At 68.1% G+C, this 22,276-nt stretch carries 24 protein-coding genes; 9 read left to right on the top strand and 15 right to left on the bottom strand.

The features are described from left to right. Positions 1 to 67 precede the first annotated feature (67 nt). The 5 genes from Q7J39_RS14705 to Q7J39_RS14685 all read left to right on the top strand — a co-directional run bounded on the left by Q7J39_RS14705 (position 68) and on the right by Q7J39_RS14685 (position 2,825). Complete coding sequence (locus Q7J39_RS14705) at positions 68 to 451, top strand: helix-turn-helix transcriptional regulator (RefSeq protein ID WP_304826513.1); 384 nt, start codon at positions 68 to 70, stop codon at positions 449 to 451. Beyond that, positions 451 to 1,023, top strand: a complete 573-nt coding sequence (locus tag Q7J39_RS14700) for a DUF899 family protein (protein ID WP_304826510.1) — start codon at positions 451 to 453, stop codon at positions 1,021 to 1,023. Before Q7J39_RS14705 ends, Q7J39_RS14700 begins: the two co-directional genes overlap by 1 nt. A gap of 73 nt (positions 1,024 to 1,096) precedes the next feature. Then, positions 1,097 to 1,318, top strand: a complete 222-nt coding sequence (locus Q7J39_RS14695; RefSeq protein WP_304826507.1) for a flagellar basal body rod C-terminal domain-containing protein — start codon at positions 1,097 to 1,099, stop codon at positions 1,316 to 1,318. Between the two features lie 18 nt (positions 1,319 to 1,336). After that, positions 1,337 to 1,957, top strand: a complete 621-nt coding sequence (locus Q7J39_RS14690; RefSeq protein ID WP_304826503.1) for a TIGR02466 family protein — start codon at positions 1,337 to 1,339, stop codon at positions 1,955 to 1,957. A 52-nt stretch (positions 1,958 to 2,009) separates the two neighbouring features. Then, positions 2,010 to 2,825, top strand: coding sequence for an RMD1 family protein (locus Q7J39_RS14685; RefSeq protein WP_304826500.1), 816 nt, complete (start codon positions 2,010 to 2,012; stop codon positions 2,823 to 2,825). Positions 2,826 to 2,902: 77 nt separating this feature from the next. On the opposite strand, the gene rpoD is transcribed toward Q7J39_RS14685, so the two are convergent. From rpoD to Q7J39_RS14655, 6 genes are all read right to left on the bottom strand, one after another. After that, positions 2,903 to 4,861 carry an RNA polymerase sigma factor RpoD gene (gene rpoD, locus Q7J39_RS14680; protein ID WP_304826497.1) on the bottom strand — a complete coding sequence of 653 codons (1,959 nt, stop codon included), beginning with the start codon at positions 4,859 to 4,861 and terminating at the stop codon, positions 2,903 to 2,905. A 103-nt stretch (positions 4,862 to 4,964) separates the two neighbouring features. Continuing rightward, positions 4,965 to 6,842, bottom strand: coding sequence for a DNA primase (gene dnaG, locus Q7J39_RS14675; protein ID WP_304826493.1), 1,878 nt, complete (start codon positions 6,840 to 6,842; stop codon positions 4,965 to 4,967). A gap of 39 nt (positions 6,843 to 6,881) precedes the next feature. Next, entirely contained in the window at positions 6,882 to 7,739 is an 858-nt protein-coding gene (sigJ, locus tag Q7J39_RS14670) for an RNA polymerase sigma factor SigJ (RefSeq protein WP_304826490.1), read from the bottom strand. A 5-nt stretch (positions 7,740 to 7,744) separates the two neighbouring features. After that, on the bottom strand, positions 7,745 to 8,293 hold the full coding sequence (locus tag Q7J39_RS14665) for a hypothetical protein (protein WP_304826487.1): 549 nt from the start codon (positions 8,291 to 8,293) through the stop codon (positions 7,745 to 7,747). Position 8,294: 1 nt separating this feature from the next. Continuing rightward, the gene (locus Q7J39_RS14660) at positions 8,295 to 8,678 is read right to left on the bottom strand and encodes a hypothetical protein (RefSeq protein ID WP_304826484.1); all 384 of its coding nucleotides are present in this window, start codon (positions 8,676 to 8,678) and stop codon (positions 8,295 to 8,297) included. Between the two features lie 59 nt (positions 8,679 to 8,737). Continuing rightward, positions 8,738 to 9,439, bottom strand: coding sequence for an HAD family hydrolase (locus Q7J39_RS14655; RefSeq protein WP_304826480.1), 702 nt, complete (start codon positions 9,437 to 9,439; stop codon positions 8,738 to 8,740). Between the two features lie 190 nt (positions 9,440 to 9,629). Between Q7J39_RS14655 and Q7J39_RS14650 the strand changes: the two genes are divergently transcribed. Next, on the top strand, positions 9,630 to 10,769 hold the full coding sequence (locus Q7J39_RS14650) for a response regulator (RefSeq protein WP_304826477.1): 1,140 nt from the start codon (positions 9,630 to 9,632) through the stop codon (positions 10,767 to 10,769). Positions 10,770 to 10,779: 10 nt separating this feature from the next. Here Q7J39_RS14650 and Q7J39_RS14645 read toward each other — a convergent pair whose 3' ends face one another. From Q7J39_RS14645 to Q7J39_RS14630, 4 genes are all read right to left on the bottom strand, one after another. Continuing rightward, positions 10,780 to 11,481, bottom strand: coding sequence for a hypothetical protein (locus tag Q7J39_RS14645; protein ID WP_304826474.1), 702 nt, complete (start codon positions 11,479 to 11,481; stop codon positions 10,780 to 10,782). A 92-nt stretch (positions 11,482 to 11,573) separates the two neighbouring features. Continuing rightward, positions 11,574 to 11,903 carry a hypothetical protein gene (locus tag Q7J39_RS14640; RefSeq protein WP_304826471.1) on the bottom strand — a complete coding sequence of 110 codons (330 nt, stop codon included), beginning with the start codon at positions 11,901 to 11,903 and terminating at the stop codon, positions 11,574 to 11,576. Positions 11,904 to 11,982: 79 nt separating this feature from the next. Next, the gene (locus tag Q7J39_RS14635; protein WP_304826468.1) at positions 11,983 to 12,228 is read right to left on the bottom strand and encodes a DUF1272 domain-containing protein; all 246 of its coding nucleotides are present in this window, start codon (positions 12,226 to 12,228) and stop codon (positions 11,983 to 11,985) included. A 79-nt stretch (positions 12,229 to 12,307) separates the two neighbouring features. Then, entirely contained in the window at positions 12,308 to 12,742 is a 435-nt protein-coding gene (locus tag Q7J39_RS14630; protein WP_304826463.1) for a DUF1330 domain-containing protein, read from the bottom strand. A gap of 130 nt (positions 12,743 to 12,872) precedes the next feature. Between Q7J39_RS14630 and carA the strand changes: the two genes are divergently transcribed. Continuing rightward, positions 12,873 to 14,042 carry a glutamine-hydrolyzing carbamoyl-phosphate synthase small subunit gene (gene carA, locus Q7J39_RS14625; protein WP_304826460.1) on the top strand — a complete coding sequence of 390 codons (1,170 nt, stop codon included), beginning with the start codon at positions 12,873 to 12,875 and terminating at the stop codon, positions 14,040 to 14,042. A 36-nt stretch (positions 14,043 to 14,078) separates the two neighbouring features. Here carA and Q7J39_RS14620 read toward each other — a convergent pair whose 3' ends face one another. From Q7J39_RS14620 to Q7J39_RS14600, 5 genes are all read right to left on the bottom strand, one after another. Then, positions 14,079 to 14,660 (bottom strand): fasciclin domain-containing protein, encoded by a 582-nt coding sequence (locus Q7J39_RS14620; protein WP_304826457.1) that lies wholly within the window; start codon positions 14,658 to 14,660, stop codon positions 14,079 to 14,081. 87 nt (positions 14,661 to 14,747) lie between these two features. After that, positions 14,748 to 15,461: an anti-sigma factor domain-containing protein gene (locus Q7J39_RS14615; protein ID WP_304826454.1), complete on the bottom strand. Its 714-nt coding sequence runs from the start codon at positions 15,459 to 15,461 to the stop codon at positions 14,748 to 14,750. Further along, on the bottom strand, positions 15,458 to 16,012 hold the full coding sequence (locus Q7J39_RS14610; RefSeq protein ID WP_304826451.1) for a sigma-70 family RNA polymerase sigma factor: 555 nt from the start codon (positions 16,010 to 16,012) through the stop codon (positions 15,458 to 15,460). Before Q7J39_RS14610 ends, Q7J39_RS14615 begins: the two co-directional genes overlap by 4 nt. An 89-nt stretch (positions 16,013 to 16,101) precedes the next feature. After that, entirely contained in the window at positions 16,102 to 17,574 is a 1,473-nt protein-coding gene (locus Q7J39_RS14605) for a tetratricopeptide repeat protein (RefSeq protein WP_304826448.1), read from the bottom strand. Positions 17,575 to 17,655: 81 nt separating this feature from the next. Next, positions 17,656 to 18,075, bottom strand: a complete 420-nt coding sequence (locus Q7J39_RS14600; protein WP_304826445.1) for a cupin domain-containing protein — start codon at positions 18,073 to 18,075, stop codon at positions 17,656 to 17,658. 249 nt (positions 18,076 to 18,324) lie between these two features. On the opposite strand from Q7J39_RS14600, the gene Q7J39_RS14595 reads away from it, so the two are divergent. Continuing rightward, positions 18,325 to 18,531: a cold-shock protein gene (locus Q7J39_RS14595; RefSeq protein ID WP_293497834.1), complete on the top strand. Its 207-nt coding sequence runs from the start codon at positions 18,325 to 18,327 to the stop codon at positions 18,529 to 18,531. Positions 18,532 to 18,968: 437 nt separating this feature from the next. After that, on the top strand, positions 18,969 to 22,256 hold the full coding sequence (gene carB, locus Q7J39_RS14590; protein ID WP_304826442.1) for a carbamoyl-phosphate synthase large subunit: 3,288 nt from the start codon (positions 18,969 to 18,971) through the stop codon (positions 22,254 to 22,256). The last annotated feature ends 20 nt before the right edge of the window (positions 22,257 to 22,276 follow it).

The following is a 22,276-nucleotide window of genomic DNA, read 5'->3' as shown; positions in this document are numbered from 1 at the left end:
GTTTTCGACGGATACATAATCAACCAATTAGTTGACTCTCAACAAATGAGTTGATTATTATCTGGCCATGACCCCGGCCCCTATACCTCTTCACCCGGCGCCAGAAGTCGCCCTCGACGCGGTGTTCTTCGCCCTGTCGGACCCCGTCCGGCGCGCCATCCTGGAGCGCCTGGACGAGGGCGCCCTGTTGGTCTCCGAACTGGCGGCGCCCTTCGACATCTCCCTCCAGGCGGTCTCCCGCCACATCCAGGTCCTGGTCCGCGCCGGCCTCGTCCACCAGGCCCGCAGCGGCCGCATCAGCCGCTGCACCCTGGACGCCGCCCCCCTCCACGACGCCGCGGTCTGGATGAACCGATACGCCAAGTACTGGCAGGCCGGCTTCGACACCCTGGCCAAACACCTCCTGCGCCTCGACGACGAGCGCGCCCAATCCAAGAAGGATGACCGGTGATGAACTACGCCCAAGCGACCGAGGCCCTGAACGGCCACCGCGCCCAGATCGCCGCCCTGCGCACGCAGATGCGCGAGGTCCAAGCCGCCATCGAGCCTCAGCCGGTGGAGAACTACCTCTTCCAGACCCTGGACGGGCCGGTCGCCCTGTCGGACCTGTTCGGCGACAAGAGCGACCTGTTCGTGATCCACAACATGGGGACCGGCTGCACCAGCTGCACCATGTGGGCCGATGGCTTCAACGGGGTCTATGACCACCTGGCCAGCCGCGCGGCCTTCGTGCTCTCCAGCCCCAATACGCCCGCCGTCCAGCGCGACTTCGCCGCCGGCCGCGGCTGGCGATTCCCGATGGTCAGCCATGAGGGCTCGAACTTCGCGCAGGACATGGGCTATCGCGGCCAGAGCGGCGGCTGGCAGCCCGGGGTCTCGGTGTTCCAGAAGCGCGGCGACCAGATCGTCCGGGTCTCCGACGCCGAGCTCGGCCCCGGCGACGACTTCTGCATCACCTACCACCTGTTCGACATGATCCCGGAGGGCGTCACCGCCTGGAGCCCGAAATACGCCTACGCCTGACCCGTTCACCATCTTCCTAGGCGAAAGCTTTACCGCATGGGGTTCAGGGTGAGGGTTCCGGAGGGCCTGAGCCATGAACCCCATCGCAACCGCGCAGTACGGCCTGTTCGCCGCATCCCAACGCTTCGAAGCCTCCGCCCAGCGGACGGCGCAGATGGGCGATCCGGCCTTCGAGGTGGACTATACCCGCGAGGCCATCGAGCAGATCACGGCCAAGACCGAGTTCAGCGCCAACCTGGCGGTGATCCGCACCGCCGACGAGATGACCGACAGCCTGCTGGACATCCTGGCCTAGGGCGATTAGCGCGGACCCATGTCCACGCGCCCGCTGTTCGTCACCCAGGTCTATGAGGCCTCCTTCGCCGCCGAGAAGGGCTTCGCCGCGTTCAACGCCGAGCTCGAAGAGGCCTGCCGCATGCTGGCCGACGAGGACGTGGCCGGCCAGCGCTGGTGCCGCGACAACGCCTATGGCGGCTACACCTCCTACGCCTCCCTCGACGACCTGCCCCAGCGGGCCAGCGTCTTCGGCGACCTGAAGACTAGGCTCGACAAGCACGCCAAGGCCTTCGCCGCGGACCTGCAGCTGGACCTGCGCGGCGGCAAGCTGAAGCTGGACAGCCTGTGGGTGAACATCCTCAAGCCCGGCGCGGCCCACTCCGGCCACATCCATCCGCACAGCGTGCTGTCGGGAACGGTCTATGTGGCCACGCCCAAGGGGGCGAGCGCGCTGAAGCTGGAGGACCCCCGCCTGCCGCTGATGATGGCCGCCCCGCCACGGCTGTCAGGCGCCGACGAGAGCGCCAGGACCTTCGTCTACCTGCAGCCCGAACCCGGCAGCCTGATCCTCTGGGAAAGCTGGCTGCGCCACGAAGTGCCGCCCAACGCCGCCAAGCGCGAGCGGATCTCCATCAGCTTCAACTACGGCTGGCGCTAGAGCGCCGCCTGGGAGGCCTTCTACCTTGGCTCCACATGTGGTGGTGTGAGGCATGGACACCGCGCCCCTGCCTATCCCGCAAGGCTCCGACCTTCTGACCGCCCGCGCGGTCGTCCTGGGCGAACGGATCGACACGGCCGGGCTGGAACGGCGCGACGCCCTGTCGACATCTCCCCTGTCGTTCCGCGTCGGACCGGGGCTGGTGGTGGTGTTCCGCTACGGCGTGACCGTTCTGATCGGGCTCGACCCCATCGCCGAGGACGAAGTCCTGCGCGGTGTCCAGCCCCGGGTTCAGGGCCACCTGGCCCTGCACGAGGAAGAGACCATCCGCCTGGCCGCGCGCGATGACCTGGACGAAGGCGTCCAGCCCGATGGGGTGGTGCGGATCGGCGCCCTGTCGCCGGACAAGCTGCTGGTGGTGGCCGACGCGGTGGCCAAGAGCGCGGCCCTGGCCCACGACGAACGCCAGGTGGCCCAGGTGTTCGACACCATCGAGCCCTGGGCGCGCTTCCTAGCCGAGCGGGGCCGAAGCCCCAGCGGACGCCGGGCCATGGTCAGGCTGATCGGCTCAGCCCTCCTGGTGCAGCATCGGGTCGCCGAGCGGGTGGCGGTGCGGGAAAAGCCCGACATCCTCTGGGATCGCCCCGACCTGGAGCGCCTCTATGCCCGGTTGGAGGACGAGTACGAACTGGTGGAGCGGGCCGAGACCCTGGGCCGCAAGCTGGACCTGATCGGCGACACCGTGACCGTCATGACCGACCTCATCGACACCGAACGGTCCCTGCGCCTGGAGGCGATCATCGTGGGCCTGATCGTGCTGGAGGTGGCGATCACCCTCTACCAGATGGCCACCGGCGCAACGCACTGAGGATCAGCGCTCAAGAAAAAGCCCACCCCAGCAAGTGCATAGGGTGGGCCTTTTCAATAGCTCGCGGGAGTAAGTTCCTAGCTGTCCAGGAAGCTGCGCAGCTTCCGCGAGCGGCTCGGGTGCTTCAGCTTGCGCAGCGCCTTGGCCTCGATCTGACGGATGCGTTCCCGGGTCACACTGAACTGCTGGCCCACTTCCTCGAGGGTGTGGTCGGTGTTCATGCCGATGCCGAAGCGCATGCGCAGGACGCGTTCCTCGCGGGGCGTCAGGCTGGCCAGCACGCGGGTGGTGGTTTCCCGCAGGTTGGACTGGATCGCCGCGTCGATGGGCAGGATCGCGTTCTTGTCCTCGATGAAGTCGCCCAGGTGGCTGTCTTCCTCGTCCCCGATCGGGGTTTCGAGGCTGATCGGCTCCTTGGCGATCTTCAGGACCTTGCGGACCTTTTCCAGCGGCATGGCCAGCTTCTCGGCCAATTCTTCCGGGGTCGGCTCGCGGCCGATCTCGTGCAACATCTGGCGGCTGGTGCGGACGATCTTGTTGATCGTCTCGATCATGTGCACCGGAATACGGATCGTGCGGGCCTGGTCGGCGATCGAGCGGGTGATCGCCTGACGGATCCACCAGGTGGCGTAGGTGGAGAACTTGTAGCCCCGGCGGTACTCGAACTTATCGACCGCCTTCATCAGGCCGATGTTGCCTTCCTGAATGAGATCAAGGAATTGCAGGCCGCGATTGGTGTACTTCTTGGCGATGGAGATCACCAGGCGCAGGTTGGCCTCGACCATTTCCTTCTTGGCCTGACGGGCCTCGCGCTCGCCCTTCTGCACGGTCTGGACGATGCGGCGATAGTCGTCGATCGGCACGCCGGTCTCGGTGGCGAGCGCGGCGATCTCGTGGCGGATGTCGCCGATCTGGCTGGCGTCGTTCTCGACGAACTTGGTCCAGCGCACGCCCAGCGGCTTGACCTGATCGCCCCAGGCGGGGTTCAGCTCGGAGCCGAAATAGGCCTTCAGGAACTCGTTGCGGCTGATGCCGTAGCTGTCGGCCAGGCGCAGCAGGCGGCCTTCAAGGCCCATCAGACGCTTGTTGATGGCGTAGAGCTGCTCGACCAGGGCCTCGATGCGGTTGTTGTTCAGCTTCAGGGTCTTCAGGTGCTGAACGATCGCCAGGCTGGCGGTCTCATAGGCCTTGCGGTCGGCGTCGGAGAGGTCCTCGCCCTTGAGGCGCTTGCCGACCAGCTTTTCCTGCAGGGCGCGGAAGGCGTCGAACTCGGACGCGATGGCGTCCAGGGTCACCATCACGCCTTCGCGCAGCTCGGCTTCCATGGCGCTGATCGTCGGACCGGCGCCATCGTCGAAGTCGTCGTCGTCGTCGCTCTCGCCCTTGGCCACGGCCTCGCCGTCGGCGGTGACCTCGGCCTCGGCCTCTTCGGCTTCCTCGTCCTCGGGCGGCGCGTTGGCCAGGGCCTCGGCGGCGGCCGCGGCGTTGATGCCGTTATAGGTGAGGTCGAGGTCGATGACCTCGCGCAGCAGGATGCGGCCGGTGCCCAGTTCCTCGCGCCACACCATGATGGCTTCGAAGGTCAGCGCGCTCTCGCACAGGCCGCGGATCATGGTGTCGCGGCCGGCTTCGATCCGCTTGGCGATGGCGATTTCGCCCTCGCGCGACAGCAGCTCCACCGAACCCATCTCGCGCAGATACATGCGCACCGGGTCATCGGTCCGGTCGTAGGCGGCTTCCTTCGGGGTCTCGACGACCGCGGTCTCCTCGCGGACCGCGACCTCGCCGCCCTCGGCGTCTTCCTCGGCCTCGACGACGTTGACGCCCATTTCCGACAGCATGGCCAGGGTGTCTTCGATGGCCTCGGAGGTGACTTCCTCGCTCGGCAGCACCTTGTTCAGCTCGTCCATGGTGACGTAGCCGCGGGCCTTGGCCTGCTTGATGAACTTCTTGACCCCGGCATCGGTCAGGTCGAGCAGGGGCCCGTCGCCGCCGGTGGTTTCAGTGGGTTCAGCTTCAGCCGTGGTCGTGCTCATCTAGGTCTCCGATTTCAGCCGCCACCCTCATGCAAGGGTTGGGCCGAAGATGGTGAATGGCGGTCAAAACTGGATCGCACCCAAGTACGACCCGTCATCCGCCCTAATCGTTCCATTCTCTGATCGCGCGTTTCAGTGCGTCGCGTTCACCCTTCAGGCGCTCGAGGACCTCCATATCGGATCGACCGCGAAGGTTGCCCTTGGCGGATCCGATAGCCTCGTCGAGCGCCGCCAGCCTGGAAAGGCGGGCGAAGGCCTGCGACCACTGCGATCTAGCGGCTTCGAGGGAGACATCCGATTTCATGAAGGGCGCGCCCGCTTGCGATGCGGCCCGGTCGATGTCTGTCAGTAGCGCGTTAAACCCGCAGGATGCGAGATGGCGTGTCAGGGTGGCAGAGTCAAGGTGTTCAGCGTCCAAACGCAGGCGGATGATTTCCTTCGCCAATCCGGAAAGGACCGGATCGCCGAACCCCTGGGCGGTGAAGGACTCCTCCAGGTGGTCGTCCAGAATCGCCGGATCGCGGATGGCGTATTGGGTGAGCGCCGCCAGGATCGGATCCAGCCTGGAACTCTGCGCCACCATGTTCCGGGTCTCGGCAAGGGCCGACTGCGGCCGCATGGCTTCGTCCTCCGGTTTCCAGAACCGGCCCTTGGTGTAGGGCCTGCGCGCCTGTTGCGGCTGGAAGGCCTGTTGGGGCTGGCGGCCGGAGGCCGCGTCGAACCGTCGCAGCAGCTCCTCGCGATAGGCCTGCTGCAGGTCCTTGTCGGCGATGGTCGCCGCGATCTGACGCAGGCGGCCCTTGAAGCCGGCCTTGCGCTCCGGCGTGTCCAGGTTCTCCGCATCCCGCTCGCGAGCGAACAGGGCCTCGACAAAGGGGATGGTGGCGGCGAGCTGGCCGCGCAGGGCGGCGGGGCCCTGCTCACGCAGCACCTCATCAGGGTCCTTGCCGCCCTCCACCACCGCGAACTGGAAGCTCTTGCCGGGCTTGAGGATCGGCAGGGCCCGGTCGATCGCGCGGCTCACCGCCTGGATGCCGGCGCGGTCGCCGTCGAAACACAGGGTCGGCTCGGCGTGGTGGCGCCACAGCAGCTCCATCTGCTCCTCGGTGAGCGCCGTCCCCATCGGCGCCACCGCGGCGATCCCGGCCCGCTGGCAGGCGATGGCGTCCATATAGCCTTCCACCACCGCGAGCGGCGGCGTCTCGCCCGAGGGCGCGGCGGCCAGGATCTTGCGGCTCTCGGCCAGGCCGTACAGCAGATGCCCCTTGTGGAAGAGTGAGGTCTCCGGCCCGTTCAGGTACTTGGCACGGGCCTGGGGATCCATCGCCCGACCGCCGAACGAGACCACCCGGCCGCGGGCGTCGGTGATGGGGAAGATGATGCGATCCCGGAACCGGTCGTAGGGCGCCCCGCCCTCCTCCGGCGCGATCAGCATGCCGGTCTCCACCAGCTCGCCGGGATGGGCGCCCTTGGCGATCAGATAGTCCTTCAGCGCCGTGCGACCGCCCGGCGAGAAGCCAAGACGGAAGCGGGCCCACTCAGCCTCCGGCAGACCTCGGCGCTCCAGATACTCACGCGCGGCCTTGCCCACCGGGCGCCGCAGCTCGGCTTCGAACCACTGGGCCGCCAGTTCCAGCCAGTCCGACAGGCTCTGGCGCACCTTCTCCTGCTCGGCGGCGCGGGGATCGACGGCGGGCAGCGGCACACCGGCTTCAGCCGCCAGCCGCTCCACGGCCTCCACGAAGGTCAGCCGCTGGGTCTCCTGCAGGAAGCTGATCAGGTCACCGGTCTTGCCCGAGGAGAAGTCGAAGAACTGCCCCTTGTCGTCGTTCACGTAGAAGGAGGGCGTCTTCTCCTTGGTGAACGGCGACAGGCCCACATACTCACGCCCCTGCTTCCGCAGCTTCACCGTCTTGCCGATGACATCGGACGGGCGAAGGCGGGACTTGATCTCGTCGAGGAAGCGTTCGTCGAAGCGCACGGCCCTATCTAGGCGCTAGGCGGTCGCCGGTCGACAAGCTCAGTGCGACAGGCGCCCGAGCTTGTCTGGATTGCGGACCATGTAGATGCCGGCCAGCTTGCCGTCCTCGCCAGGCTGAAACGCCACCGTCATGGGCCCGTCCTCGCGCTCGAGCACCAGTCCCGGATAGCCGTTGATCCGCACCGATCGGAAGCTGAGGGACTGTCCCTCCCCGCCCCGCCAGGCCAGGCCCACCAGCAGCCTCACGATATCTTCGCGGCCGACCATGGGACGCAGGGCCGCCTTGCGCTTGCCGCCGCCGTCGGTGACCATCACCGCGTCCTGCGCCAGCATCGCCGACAGGGCCGTCATGTCGCCCTCCGCGGCGGCCACCATGAAGGCGGCTGCCAGCTTGGCGGCGTCCTCCTGGCTGACGGTGAAGCGGGGCCGGGTCTCCTTGACGTGGGCCCGCGCGCGGGTTGCGAGCTGGCGGACGGCAGGCTCGGTCTTCCCCAGGGTCTCGGCCACCTGGGCGTAGTCCGCGTCGAACACGTCGTGCAGCAGGAACACCGCCCGCTCCAGGGGCGACAGCCGCTCCAGGGCCAGCAGGAAGGCCACCGAGACGTCCTCGGCCCGCTCCACCGGATCGACGGCGAGGTCCTCGATCAGCGGCTCGGGCAGCCAGGGGCCGCGATAGGCGTCGCGCTGGGTCCTGGCCGAGCGCATACGGTCGATGCAGAGCCGGCTCGTCACCCGCACCAGCCAGGCGGCGGGGTCGGCGATCTCCTCCCCGGCTCGCGTCCAGCGCAGCCAGGCGTCCTGCACCGCGTCCTCCGCCTCGGTCACCGAGCCCAGCATGCGGTAGGCCAGCCGGGTGAGCCGGGGGCGCTGGGCTTCGAAGGCGTCGGTGTCGCTCATGGGGTTCAGGCCGCCAGCAGATGGACCACAGGGGTCGCCTCGCCCGCCACCGTCACACGCGAGCAGGCCTTCCCATAGCCCAGGGCGTATTTCAGCGTCGGATACATCCGCGCGGTGGTCAGGGCCAAGCCTATGGCCACCAGTCCCCGCTCGCCCCACCGGCGCACGATCTCGTTGCGCAGGGGATCGGCGACCTCCATGTCGCGGGCCAGGCTGGCCTTGGCGAAGCGCCAGGCCAGGGCGGCGGTCTCGCCCATGGCCGCCTCGTCCCCGGCCAGGATGGCGCGCAGCACGGCGGGCTTCACGCCGCCGGCGGCGGCCATGTCCACGGAGATCTGGGTGCAGGGCCCGCAGTCCTCGATCAGCGTCCCGGCGATCCCCGCGGCGGCCAGCGCCTCGGCGGGCGCTGCCCTGCGGTCCACCATCTGGCTGACCAAGCCGAACTTCAGGAAGCTCATCGGCGAGGCGTTCAGCACCCGGCGCATATAGGCGGCGTCATAGCCCCAGGTGCGCTCCATCTTGTCGATCTGGCCTTTCAGCAGGGCGCGCAGCATCTCAAATCTCCTTGGGTCTGCGGACCACGGCGATCCAGGCCGCCAGCAGGGTCGGCAGGAAGACCCCGGGGAAATCGCGGATCAGGTTGGCCAGCGGGCTCGCCGAACAGGTGGCGTCGAACAGGTGGACGCCGGCGTGCAGGGCCAGGAACAGCGCACCGGCCACCAGGGCCGGCCAGCCCTGCACGGGCCGCCAGGCGAACCAGGCCAGGCCAAGCGCCGTCACCAGATAGGCCGCCCCGATGTCGCGGACGAAGTGGGGGTTGAAGGCGCCGGTGCTCGGAACTCCCGGCACCGCGTCATACCAGGCGAGCGGCGCGCCCAGCATGAAGAGGCCGTTGCCCCCCAGGATCACAGCCAGAACCATGGCGATGGTGCGTGTCATCGAAACCCTCCCGATCAACACCCCAAGGACGGGGCCGACCCGGCGGCTGTGACATCAGGTCAGCCGATTTTCGCGATCCAGGCCGGCAGGTCCACGATGGAGGCCAGTTCGACAAAGCGGTCATGGCCGCTCGGCGCGTCGGCCAACTCGTGCGCCCAGGTCAGGGGATAGGGCACATGGGCGCCATAGGCGCCCGCCTCCAGGGCCGGCAGGATGTCCGAGCGCATGGAGTTGCCGCACATCACCGCCTTGGCGGCCCCGGTTCCATGGCGGGCGAAGACGCGCTCATAGGTGCCGGCGTCCTTCTCGCTGACGATCTCCACGGCGGCGAACAGGTCGCCCAGGCCCGAGGCCGCCAGCTTCTGCTCCTGGTGCAGCAGGTCGCCCTTGGTGATCAGCACCAGCCGGTAGCGTTCAGAAAGCTCGGCCAGGCAGCGCTCGACGCCGGGCAGCGGCTCCACCGGTTCGTTCAGCATCTCGCGGCCCGCCGCCAGGATCTCGCGGATCACCGAGGCCGGCGCCTCGCCGTCGCACAGCTCCATGGCGGTCTCGATCATGGACAGGGTGAATCCCTTCACCCCGTAGCCGTAGAGCCGCAGGTTGCGCCGCTCCACCTCGGCCAGCCGCGCCTCGATGGCCTGCGGATCGGCCACCCCGGCCAGCAGGGCGCTGAACCGGTCATGGGTCAGCCGGAACAGGGTCTCGTTGTGCCAAAGAGTATCATCGGCATCGAGGCCGACGGTGGTGATGGTCGTGGGCATGGCGCCTGAATACGCCGGGCCGGGGCGGAAGGGAAAGCCGGTCAAAACCCAGGCGCCCCCTGCCCGCGATCTATGCAGCCGCAAGGCGCCCATGCGGCAATGCGACCCAAGATGGGCGGCGTCGCACTTTCGCAACCAATTTAGCCTGTCGTGACCAGCATTGATTTGGTGCTTCCGCGTCGGGGTTTTCATGGCAGGAGCTGGGGTTTCCGGCTGGATCGGACGGCTGTTGCGCGGCCTGGGCCGGAGGATCGGCGATCACGCCGTCGCCGCCGCCGAGGCGGACGCCGCCACCGCCCGCGACCGCCTGCGCGAGGCCATCGACCTGCTGCCCGAGGGCGTGGTCTTCCTGGACCCCGAGGGCCGCTACATCCTCTGGAACAAGCGTTACGCCGAGATCTACCATCGCTCGGCCGACCTGTTCCGGGCCGGCGCGCCGTTCTCCGAGACCCTGAAGATCGGCGTCGCGCGGGGCGACTATCCCGAGGCCATCGGCCGCGAGGAGGCCTGGCTGGCCGAGCGGATGCACAAGCTGATGAACCCCTCGGGGGAGCGTCACGAGCAGCGCATCTCCGACGGCCGCTGGCTGATGATCGAGGAGAAGCGCACCGCCGACGGCGGCGTCATCGGCCTGCGCGTCGACATCACCGCCATGAAGCAGCAGGCCGAGGCCCTGGAGGAGGCCCTGCACCGGGCTGAGGCCGCGAGCCACGCCAAGACCGAATTTCTCGCCGACATGAGCCACGAGCTGCGCACCCCGCTGAATGGCGTGCTGGGCCTGGGCCAGGCCCTGGCGGCGACCGACCTCAGCGAGGATCAGCGCGCCCTGCTCTCCGACATGCTGGCCAGCGCCCAGGACCTGGACGGGCTGGTCAACGGCCTGCTGGACTATGGCGACGCCGCGCGCGCCGCCGACGCCACCCCGGCGGGCGGTCACGGCCACCCCGCCCCCGACGCGCCGCCCCTGCGGGTGCTGGCCGCCGACGACAACCCCACCAACCGCAAGGTGGTCGAGCTGATGCTGGGCGCGGCCGGCGCGCAGGTGGTGAGCGTGGAGAACGGCCAGGAGGCGGTGGACGCCTGGCGCGCCAGCGCCTTCGACGTGGTGCTGATGGACCTGCGCATGCCGGTGATGGACGGGCTGGACGCCATCCGGGCCATCCGCAAGGCCGAGGGCGCGGGCCTGCCCCGCGCGCCGATCATCGTAATCAGCGCCAACACCTCAGCCACCGATGTGGAGGCCTCCGCCGCCGCCGGCGCCGACCGCCACATCGGCAAGCCTCTGCGGGCTGAGGACCTGTTCGAGGCGATCTCCGGGGTGCTGGACTGAGGCCGCCCGCTTAGCTGGGACCGTCTTCGGGCTCGGCCGGCGTCAGGAAGGCGGCGAACACGAAACCGTCCAGTTGGCCGTCATCGTCCAGGTCCACCAGGGCCCACTCGCCCTCCGCGCCGTGGAACGACGTCACGGTCAGCTCCAAGCCGCTCTTCAGCGTGGTGCTGTGGCCGAAATCGAGGCCCGGACCGCCGCGCAGCTTCAGCCCGTTGCGGGCCATGACGACGTTGCGCCCAATGTGGGCCTTGGCGAGGGCGGCGACCGCCGGCGGCTGGTCCCACCCCTTGGCGGCGGCCGCCTTCAGCCAAGCCGGGGCGTTCACGGCCCTGCCGCCGGCGCCCCACACCAGCTTGGTCCCGAACCCCACATGGATGGTCTTGGTGCCCATATAGGTCACCCCGGCCCCGATGCCGGTGGCCCCCAGCCTGGCCGCCTCGGTGACGAAGGCCTCGAACCTGGAGCGCTGCGCGTCGAAGTCCAGCACGTCGCCGTCGTCCAGCAGCTGGATGTCGGCGGCCTCGCCGTCGTCATGCCGGGTGGAGCCTGTCCGACGCGCATTCGGCGTGCCGATGCGGTCCTGCCCGCCCGAGGTCACCGACACCTTGTCGATGCCAACGGCTCCGGCGGCGTCCGTCAGCAGGCGTTCCAGCTGCGGCTTCAGCTTCTTGTTCCGGGTCTTGCCCGCGTTGTTATAGACCAGCGTCGCCATCCTAGCCCCCCATCACCCAGACGGAAGCTAGCGTGCGCAACAGCAGGACGCAATCTTAAGTTGCGCCTCAGGCGGCGCTCAAATTCAGCGCCTCAGCCGCCGTCCTCATCCACCACGATCGCGACCGTCTTGCCGCGCGACTGTGGATCCCATCCCGCCGCGATGGCCGAGGCGATGGCCCTGCCCACCAGTTCCGGCGCGATCGACGAGGCATTTGGCTGCGGGGCGCCGTGCCGGGGCGGAGGGCCCGGCGGAAACTCCAGCATGGCCTCGCGCTGGCCGTCCCGATGGCGCACCGCCACCACCTTGCCACGCCACTCCGCGGCGGGGCCAGACCACTGGGGCCGGCGGTGAAACCGCCAGACATAGGTCTCCCCGTCGACGAGGATCTCAAACTCGGAAGGTTGCTTGGTGCGGGACATGCCGGGGAGTTAGCCCGCCCGGCGCGCCCAAGCCACCCTGTTCCAACGGCCGGCCAGGGACGCCAGGCCGAATGCAGGGCTATGCCGCGCACGCCTTGTGCTTGCCAAGCACGCGCTCGGTCGAGGCCAGGTACTTCGCCAGCAACGCCGCCGGCCGCACGGGCCGCACGCTGAAGTTCCCGCCGCAGTTCGGACAGACCCCGCCCAGCCGGGTGTCCACACACTCCGCGCAGAAGGTGCATTCGAAGGTGCAGATGCGGGCGTCGGGACTGTCGGGCGCCAGGTCGCGGTCGCAGCATTCACAGTTGGGGCGAAGGGCGAGCATCGGAGCCTCCTGTAGCCAGGCGGTCAGGATGGCAGAGCGGCCGCCTGTGGGAAATGACAAGCTTCCCCCGTTTTCAGACCTATTCGCCGAATCCCGCCCCAGGCGCCACCGGCGACAGCCGCAGCAGGCGGGAGTCCGCGACGGCGGCGGTGCGGTGCTTGACGAACTCGCGGTAGTCGGGATCGCGGACCATGGCGATGAAGGCCTCGGAGCTCGGATACTCGGCGATGAAGGCCAGGTCCCAGGCTTCGTCCTGCGGCCCGGTCACCATCACCTGCGGCTTGCCGGCCCAGATCTGGCGGCCGCCCAGGCGCGCGAAGATCGGCGCGGTGGTGGCGCCATAGGCACGGTAGGCCTCCAGGCCGGTGAGCCCCCTGCCGTGGTCGGGGTGGTCTTGCGGATAGTCGGCCAGAGCTTTGACCCGCACCAGGTTGAGCATCTGGATCGGTTGGTCCTTCGGCAGGGCCTTGAAGAGGTCCCAGGCCTGGCGGTCGGGATCGATGTGCGCGGTCATGGCAGGTCTCCGACTCATTGACCCAAGGGCTTGAACTGACTACCTACGCGCCCGTTTACCCGGCGCATACGCTATGCCGGGCGGGCTGCGACGCCCACCCTTTTGCGACAAGATGATGGAGCCCCGGAACATGAGCGAGCTGCTGCCTGGCGTCACCGGAGTTCTCGTCCTCGCCGATGGGACCGTCATCCAGGGCATCGGGGTCGGCGCGGCCGGCGAGGCGGTGGGCGAGGTCTGTTTCAACACCGCCATGACCGGCTATCAGGAGATCCTGACCGACCCCTCCTACATGGCCCAGATCGTCGCCTTCACCTTCCCGCACATGGGCAATGTCGGGACCAATGTGGAAGATCTGGAGCAGATGTCGGGCGGCTCGGCGACGGCGGCCCGCGGCGCGATCTTCCGCGACGTGCCCACCCCGCCCGCCAACTGGCGCGCCGACAGCGACCTGGACGGCTGGATGAAGCGGCGCGGCGTCGTCGGCCTGGCCGGCATCGACACCCGGGCCCTCACCCTGGCCATCCGTGAAAAGGGCATGCCCAATGGCGTCATCGCCCACGCTCCGGACGGCAAGTTCGACCTCCCCGCCCTGAAGGCCAAGGCCCGCGAATGGGGCGGCATCGAGGGGCTGGACCTGGCCAAGGACGCCTCGTGCCTGCAGCCCTTCGTCTTTGAGGAAGGCCTCTATTCATGGCCCGAGGGCTACGCCAAGCCCGCGGCGACGCCCAAGTACGAGGTCGTGGTCATGGACTATGGCGTCAAACGCAACATCCTGCGCTCGCTGGTCTCCATCGGCGCCCGCGTCACCGTGGTGCCGGCCTCCACCTCCGCCGAGGAGGTCCTGGCCCGCAAGCCGGACGGCGTACTGCTCTCCAACGGCCCCGGCGACCCGGCGGCCACCGGCGTCTATGCCGTGCCGGAAATCCGCAAGCTGGTGGACAGCGGCACCCCCGTGTTCGGCATCTGCCTGGGCCACCAGATGATGGCCTTGGCCCTGGGCGCCCAGACCGTGAAGATGGACCAGGGCCACCATGGCGCGAACCATCCGGTAAAGGACCTCACCACCGGCAAGGTGGAGATCGTCTCCATGAACCACGGCTTCACCGTCGACCGCGACAGCCTGCCGGCACCGGTGAAGGAGAGCCACGTCTCGCTGTTCGACGGCACCAACGCCGGCCTGGAACTGGAAGGCCGCCCGGTGTTCTCGGTGCAGCACCACCCCGAGGCCTCGCCAGGCCCCACCGACAGCCTTTACCTGTTCGAGCGCTTCGCGGGCCTGATGGACAAGGCGAAGGTCTAGAATCGTAGGGCCGGCTCTCGCCGGCCCCGCTTCAAGTTACGGCATCAGGACCGTGTCGACGACGTGGATCACGCCGTTGGACTGCATGACGTTGGCGACGGTGACGTGAGACATGCCGCCCTTGGCGTCGGTGAGCATCACCATGTCGCCCTTGGCGGTGACGGTGAGATTTTCACCCTGCGCGGTCTTCAGCATGGCCTTGCCGCCGCCCGCCTTGATCTTTGCGGTGAGATCCATCGCCGTCAGACGGCCGGGGACCACGTGGTAGGTCAGGATATTGGTGAGGGCGGCCTTGCTCTCCGGCTTCACCAGGGTGTCCACGGTCCCGGCGGGCAGCTTGGCGAAGGCGGCGTTGGTGGGGGCGAAGACGGTGAAGGGGCCGGGACCCGACAGGGTTTCCACCAAGCCGGCGGCCTTCACGGCGGCCACCAGGGTGGTGTGATCCTTCGAATTGACGGCGTTCTCAACGATGTTCTTGGACGGATACATGGCGGCCCCGCCGACCATGACAGTCTTCTCGGCCATCTTGTGGCCCATCATTTGAGCAGATGCCATGTTGACGCCAGCAAAGGAGATGGCGACGCCGGTCGCAAGCGCGACAATATTGTTGATCTTCATGTTCCGGTCCCTTGAATTTCTGCTCACCACTGCTTGGCGACGACAGGAATACGGCTGGAAAACTTATCCAGACGCGGGAGAGGGAAATTAAATCTTCGCCAACTTGCCGATGGCCGCCACCGGGCCGGACGGTCCGTCCTTCTGCGACCCGCCCAGCGGTTCGACCGAGACGGCGATGGCCGCGCCCTCCTTGGCCATGGCCGAGAGGCCCTGCGGCATGGGCAGGGTCTTGGAGGTCCCGGGCTCGATCTGGCCGAGAGACCGGGGCTTGCCATCGGCCGGGATCAGCCACAGTTCGTGGACGTGAACCGGATCGGCCCCCGGCGCCACCAGCGAGGTGACGATCAGCTTCCCGCGCACCGGATCGTAGGCGGCGACGAACAGGTGCTGCCCGCCGCTGGTGTCGAGGCGCGCGTTCAGCAGTTGACCGGGAGTAGGCGGGGCGATGATCTCCGGCGGGCGGGTGGCGAGCACCACGACCGCGGCCATGCTGGCGGCGGCGAGGCCCATCCCGCCCATGGCCCAGCCGCGCCAGAACCTGACCCCACGGCCCTCATTGTCGTTGGCGGGCAGGCCGCGTTCGATCCGGGGCCACAGGCCGACCGGCGGCGCCACCGGCGCGATGGCGGTCAGCATCGGCGCCAGGCGCTCACGCCAGGCTTCAACGTGGGCGGCGAAGGCCGGCTCGCGGGCCATGCGCAGCTCGGCGGCGGCGCGTTCGCCGGCATTCAGCACGCCCAGGGCATGCTCGGCGGCGAAGGCCTCGTCCTCGGGCAGGTCGGGGGTCAGGGGCTCGCTCATGACTCAAGGCATCCCTTGAGCTTGGCCAGGCCCCGGCGGATCCAGCTCTTCACCGTGCCCAGGGGCGCGTCCATGCGCGCGGCCAGGGCCTCATAGGTCACGCCCTCGAAGAAGGCGGTGCGGATCACCTTTTCCGTGCGCTCGTCCAGCTCCGAAAGGCATTTGCCCAAGGCCTCGCCGTCCTGGGCGGCCTCCAGCAGGGCGTCGGCGCGGGGCTGGCCGTCGTCGATCTCCAGTTCCTCGACCTGCTCGGCATAGGCCAGCGGCCCACGGGCGCGGAGGCGGTCGATGGCGCGGTTGCGGGCGATGGTCGAAATCCACGTCATGACGCTGGCCCTGCCCGCCTCGAAGCGGTCGGCGCGACGCCAAATCGTGATGTAGACCTCTTGCAGCACGTCTTCGCTTTCATCTCTGTTGGAGAGGATACGAAGGCAGACGCCAAATAGCTTCGCGGAGGTGGCCTGGTAAAGTTGTCGCAGGGCCGCGCGGTCGCCCGCGGCGATCCTGGGCATCAACTCGGTCAGCGGATCGATCACGGCGGTGGCGGGCAAGTGAGGGGTCTTTTCCGGCGGAAGGCTGGCGGCGAAGCTGCCCCAAGCCGTGGGTCGGTGGCAAGGGCTATGGCCGCGGAGTTTAGCCCCTAGATCTTGCGCATCAGGAAGTAGTCGCCTTCCAGAGCCACGCCGGCCTCGCGGCGCAGCATGGTGGACCTGCGCTCGACGATCTCGAAACGGCCGGCGGCCAGGTCGGCGATGTAGCCGCGCCCATGGGCGTAGCGTCCATTGCCGCGGAGGGTGACACCGTCGCCTTCCGCGGCCTCGGTGGAGAAGATCAGCCAGCCGCCGGGCTTCAGGGTCTTCACAGCGCCGTCGAAGACGTCGCCCAGGGTCCCGACATAGGGGAAGGTGTCGCCGGCCACGATCATGTCCCACCACGCGCCGGGCTGACGCAGGGTGTCCACGAGATCGGCGCAGCGCAGTTCGTCATAGAGACCGCCTTCGCGGGCCTTGGCCAACATGCCGTCGGAGAGATCGACTCCGGTCAGACGCAGGGCATAGGGGCGCAGGACCGGACCGCAGAGGCCGGTGCCGCAGCCGATGTCGAGCACGTCCAGTGAGCCATCCGCCGCGATCGAAGCGGCCATCAGGTTGCGGATCTCCTCCGGCCCCCGATAGCCCAGGCGGCCCACCAGCCTCTCGTCGAACTGTTCGGCCATGCCGTCGAAATGCTGGGCCACGAAGGCCGCTGGCTGACGCTCCACCGGACGGCCCATGGCGGCGTCAGCCATGTGACGCGCCTCCAGGTTGCCGGGTCGCAGGGCGGCCCAGGTCTGGCCTATCAGGGCGGCAGGCCCCTTGTGCCCCGCCCAGTCCAGGCAAAGCAGCGCGGTCTTGAAGAGGGTGTCGGTCTCGGCCGCGCCGGTCAGTTCCCGGCTAATGGTGGTGACCCGGGTCATGTCGCCGTCGAGGCCAGCCACCACAAAGCGGCAAAGGCGCGCCATCTCGACGATCTCGTCGGCGTCGGCCTCCAGAGCCATGGCGGCGTCGAAGTTGCGTTGCGCCTCGTGGAAAGCGCCCGACTTGAACAGGGCCACACCGAGGTTGGCGCGCAGGGCGCCGTTCTCGCCGGCGATCTCGATGGTGCGCGAGAATGCCGCCGATGCGCCGACGAAGTCGTCGCGTCCGGCCAGGACCATGGCGCGAATCTGCCAGGCGTCCCCATTGTCCGGATCATGGGCGATGGCCCCGTCGCAGGCGCTCTCGGCCTCCTCCGGACGGCCCAGTTGCAGGAGTGAGGCGGCAAGGCTGACCCAGGCCGAGACCTGGCTGGCGTCGATATCCAGCGATTTGCGCAGGGCGATAGCGGCCTGCTCATGGTCTCCCAGCCCGCCCAGGGCCAAGGCCAGGTTGTTCCAGACCAGGGCCTGGCGGGGCGCGGCGTCGGCCACTGCCCGGAAGGCTTCGACGGCCGCCTGGAAATCGCCCCTCGCCTGCCGTTCCAGGCCATAGCGTGTCAGGGCGACGAGGGACGTCGGCGCTCCGCTGCCGCCATCCCCCTTGAGGGACGCGGCGTCTGCCGGCGGAAGCCCGAGCGCGCGTGCGAAAGCGGACATGACAAAATTCCAGCCTGAGTTTGTGGAATCGTAGGCTGGGGCTTGGCTATGAAATCATGGTTAACGCGCGCCTCAGACTCCTCAGGGCGCCTTGCGGACCATATTGACCTGGCCCGGCGCGGTCTGGTCGATCACCAGCAGCTTGGCGCCCTGGCCACCCTGGGGCTCGGCCTTGTGCCACTGGTCCAGGGCTTCGACCGAGAAGTCGCCCGCCTTCAGAATCGTCACCGTTCCGGTGTCGAGATTGGTCACCTTGAGCGCGCCTTCCATGATGTAGGCGTAACGTGGGAACGGGTGCTTGTGGGGCGCGATGAGGCCCTCGCCAGGAACGCTGGTCTCGGTGACGGTGACCTGCACCGGACCCTGGGGCAGCAGGATCGGCTGGCCCGACATGGTGGTGTTGATCTGGGCGACGGGCTTGGCGACCGAACCCGGAGGCGCCTGGGCGGCGGCCGGCGCCGCGGCGAAAGCGAGCGCGGCGGCCAGGGGAAGGAACTTCATGTGCAGATGGCTCCGGTTGGTTCGGCGCGGACGCGCGTTGTTCTCTTTATCAGTCCCTAGACAGCAACGGCCCGACATCTTGCTTTCGGAGCCCATTTCGGCCAGGATATCGGGGTCAAACTCGTAGGTTCGGCTGACTTTCCACGCGTCTCACGGCGCACCGGACCTGCCTCCCGATCCCCCCGAATTTTGATCCTCCCTCCGAGCGCTTCGGGTGGGGGAATATCTATCCAAGGACGAAATATCTCTATGTCTACCGGCACCGTGAAGTGGTTCAACGGCACCAAGGGTTATGGCTTCATTCAACCCGATGATGGCGGCGCGGACGTGTTCGTCCACATCTCCGCCGTTGAGCGCGCCGGCCTGCGTTCATTGGACGAAGGCCAGAAGGTCACCTTCGAGCTCGAGCGCGACAAGCGCAGCGGCAAGATGTCTGCGGGCAACCTGCAGGTCTAGTTTCGCCGCGGGCCTTGAGGCCCCGACGGAAACCCAAGGATGGGCCGGCGCTCACGCGCCGGCCCATTTCTTTGGGCGCTCAAACCCCATGCACGCACCCGATTTTGGCTGTCGAGTTTGCCGAAATGACAAAGATCGCCGACCGGCGGCCCAGCCGAGGGCTGGCGTCGCGGCCCCACCGTCGAGCCGGTGGACGATCCCAAAAAGCTCGGCCCCATCGTCAAGGAGATGGTGGCCAAGGCGCGCAAGAACGCCGGCATGAACGGCGAAGATCTGGACTGACCTCGAGTCGGCCCGGCCACGCGGCCCGAGGCGCCCCTGTGGCGCCTGCCCGCTTGCGCCGGGTCGACTCCCTCTCTAAACGGGCGCCTTAACCTACAGATTGAACGGGAACGGCGCGCGGCAACGCGCTGCCGCCCTTACGCGCGGACGCAACGATGCCCAAACGCACAGACATTTCCTCGATCCTGATCATCGGCGCCGGCCCCATCATCATCGGTCAGGCCTGCGAGTTCGACTACTCCGGGGTCCAGGCCTGCAAGGCCCTGCGCGCCGAGGGCTACCGCATCGTGCTGGTCAATTCGAACCCGGCCACGATCATGACCGACCCCGATGTGGCCGACGCCACCTATATCGAGCCGATCACCCCGGAGATGGTCGAGAAGATCATCGCCAAGGAACGCCCCGACGCCCTGCTGCCGACCATGGGCGGCCAGACCGCGCTGAACACGGCGCTGGCCCTCGAAGCCTCGGGCGTGCTGGCCAAGTACGGCGTGGAGATGATCGGGGCCAAGGCCGACGTCATCGACAAGGCCGAGGACCGCCAGAAATTCCGCGACGCCATGGACAAGCTGGGCCTTGAGAGCCCCAAGTCCAAGGCCGCCCATACGATGGACGAGGCCCTGGAGGGCCTGGAGTTCGTCGGCCTGCCGGCCATCATCCGGCCGTCCTTCACCCTCGCCGGCACCGGCGGCGGCATCGCCTACAATGTCGAGGAGTTCCGCGAGATCGTGGAGCGCGGCCTCGACCTCTCCCCCACCACCGAGGTGCTGATCGAGGAGAGCGTGCTCGGCTGGAAAGAGTACGAGATGGAGGTCGTCCGCGATAAGGCCGACAACTGCATCATCGTCTGCTCCATCGAAAACATCGACCCGATGGGCGTGCATACCGGCGACAGCATCACCGTCGCCCCGGCCCTGACGCTGACCGACAAGGAATACCAGATCATGCGCGCGGCCTCGATCGCCGTGCTGCGCGAGATCGGCGTGGAGACCGGCGGCTCCAACGTGCAGTTCGCGGTCAATCCCGCCGACGGCCGGATGGTGGTGATCGAGATGAACCCGCGGGTGTCGCGGTCCTCGGCCCTGGCGTCTAAGGCCACCGGCTTCCCCATCGCCAAGGTCGCCGCCCGCCTGGCCGTGGGCTACACCCTCGACGAGTTGATGAACGACATCACCGGGGCCACGCCGGCCTCCTTCGAGCCCAGCATCGACTATGTCGTCACCAAGATCCCCCGTTTCGCCTTCGAGAAGTATCCGGGCTCCGAACCCCATCTGACCACCGCCATGAAGTCGGTGGGCGAGGTCATGGCCATCGGCCGCACCTTCGCCGAGAGCCTGCAGAAGGCTCTGCGCGGCCTGGAGACCGGCCTGACCGGCCTGGACGAGATCGACATCGAGGGTTCGGAAGATCCTGACACCGGCCGCGCCGCGGTGCTGCGCGCCCTGGCCATGCCCACCCCGGATCGCCTGCGCGTCATCGCCCAGGCTTTCCGCCACGGCCTGACCGTGGAGGAAATCCACGGCGCCTGCTCGTATGAGCCCTGGTTCCTGCGTCAGTTGGAGACCCTGGTCCGCACCGAGGGTCATATCCGAGCCGCCGGCCTGCCGGTCACCGCCCAGGGCTTCCGCGCCCTGAAGGCGCAGGGCTTTTCCGACGCCCGCCTGGCCAAACTCACCAACACGCCGGAAGCCAAAGTCCGCAGCCTGCGCCAGGACCTGGCCGTGCGCCCCGTCTACAAGCGCATCGACAGCTGCGCCGGCGAGTTCCGCGCCGCCACGCCCTATATGTACTCCACCTACGAGACCGGTTCGCTGGGCCAGGAACCGCAGTGCGAGAGCGAGCCCACGGGCGCCCGCAAGGCCATCATCCTCGGCGGCGGCCCCAACCGTATCGGCCAGGGCATCGAGTTCGACTACTGCTGCTGCCACGCGGCCTTCGCGCTCGCTGACCTGGGCATCGAGTCGATCATGGTCAACTGCAACCCCGAGACGGTCTCCACCGACTACGATACCTCCGACCGGCTGTACTTCGAACCGCTGACCGCCGAGGACGTTCTGGAGCTGATCGCCGTCGAGCAGCGCAATGGGACCCTGCTGGGGGTCATCGTCCAGTTCGGCGGCCAGACCCCGCTGAAGCTGGCCCAGGCCCTGGAAGACGCCGGGATTCCGATCCTGGGCACCAGCCCTGACGCCATCGACCTGGCCGAGGACCGCGAGCGCTTCCAGCAACTGCTGCACAAGCTCGAGATCGCCCAACCGATCAACGCCATCGCCCGCACCGCCGAGGAGGCCTTCGCCGGCGCTCACTCGGTGGGCTACCCCATCGTGATCCGCCCCTCCTACGTGCTGGGCGGCCGGGCCATGGAGATCATCCGCGATGATGAGCAGCTGGACCGCTACATCCGCACCGCGGTGCAGGTAAGCGGCGACAGCCCGGTCCTGATCGATCAGTACCTCAGCCGCGCCACCGAGGTGGACGTCGACGCCATCTGCGACGGCAAGGACGTGTTCGTGGCGGGCGTCATGGAGCACATCGAGGAGGCCGGGGTTCACTCTGGCGACTCAGCCTGCTCCCTCCCCCCCTTCTCGCTGAAGCCGGAGACCATCGCCGAGCTCAAGGCCCAGACCGTGCGCATGGCGCTGGCCCTCAACGTCAAGGGGCTGATGAACGTGCAGTTCGCCATCGAGGAGCCGCACTCCGAAAACCCGCGGATCTTCGTCCTGGAAGTGAACCCGCGCGCCAGCCGCACGGTGCCGTTCGTGGCCAAGACCATCGGCAAGCCGCTGGCCGCCATCGCCGCCAAGGTGATGGCCGGCGAACCCCTATCGTCCTTCGACACCAGCGAGCCGCCCTACGACCACATCGCCGTCAAGGAAGCCGTCTTCCCCTTCGCCCGCTTCGCCGGGGTCGACACCATCCTGGGCCCCGAGATGCGCTCCACAGGCGAGGTCATGGGCCTGGACTGGCGGCGTGAGGGCGAGGGCCTGGCCCCGGCCTTCGCCCGCGCCTTCGCCAAGGCGCAGCTGGGCGGCGGCGTCACCCTGCCCAAGACCGGCTGCGTGTTCGTTTCCGTCCGCGAGGCCGACAAGCCCTGGATCGTCGAGCCGATCCGCCTGCTGCTGGGCCAGGGCTTCCGGGTCCTCGCCACCGGCGGCACGGCGGCCTATCTGGCCGGCGAAGGCCTGGCCGTGGAGCATGTGAAGAAGGTGCTGGAGGGCCGTCCGCACATCGTCGACGCCATGAAGAACGGCGAGGTCCAGCTGGTCTTCAACACCACCGAGGGCAAGCAGTCGGTCGCCGACAGCTTCGAGCTGCGCCGCACCGCCTTGATGATGAAGACCCCCTACTTCACCACCGCCGCCGGCGCCCTTGCCGCCGCCCAGGCCATCGCCGAAACCGCCAAGGCGCCGCTCGAAGTCCGGCCGCTGCAAAGCTACGCCTGATTTATTGACCGAACCGCGTT

Origin of the sequence: Phenylobacterium sp. (genome assembly GCF_030651185.1) — a bacterium.
Lineage (GTDB): Bacteria > Pseudomonadota > Alphaproteobacteria > Caulobacterales > Caulobacteraceae > Phenylobacterium.
Note: the sequence above shows the minus strand (reverse complement) of the source record. Positions and strands in the feature narration are given on the sequence as shown.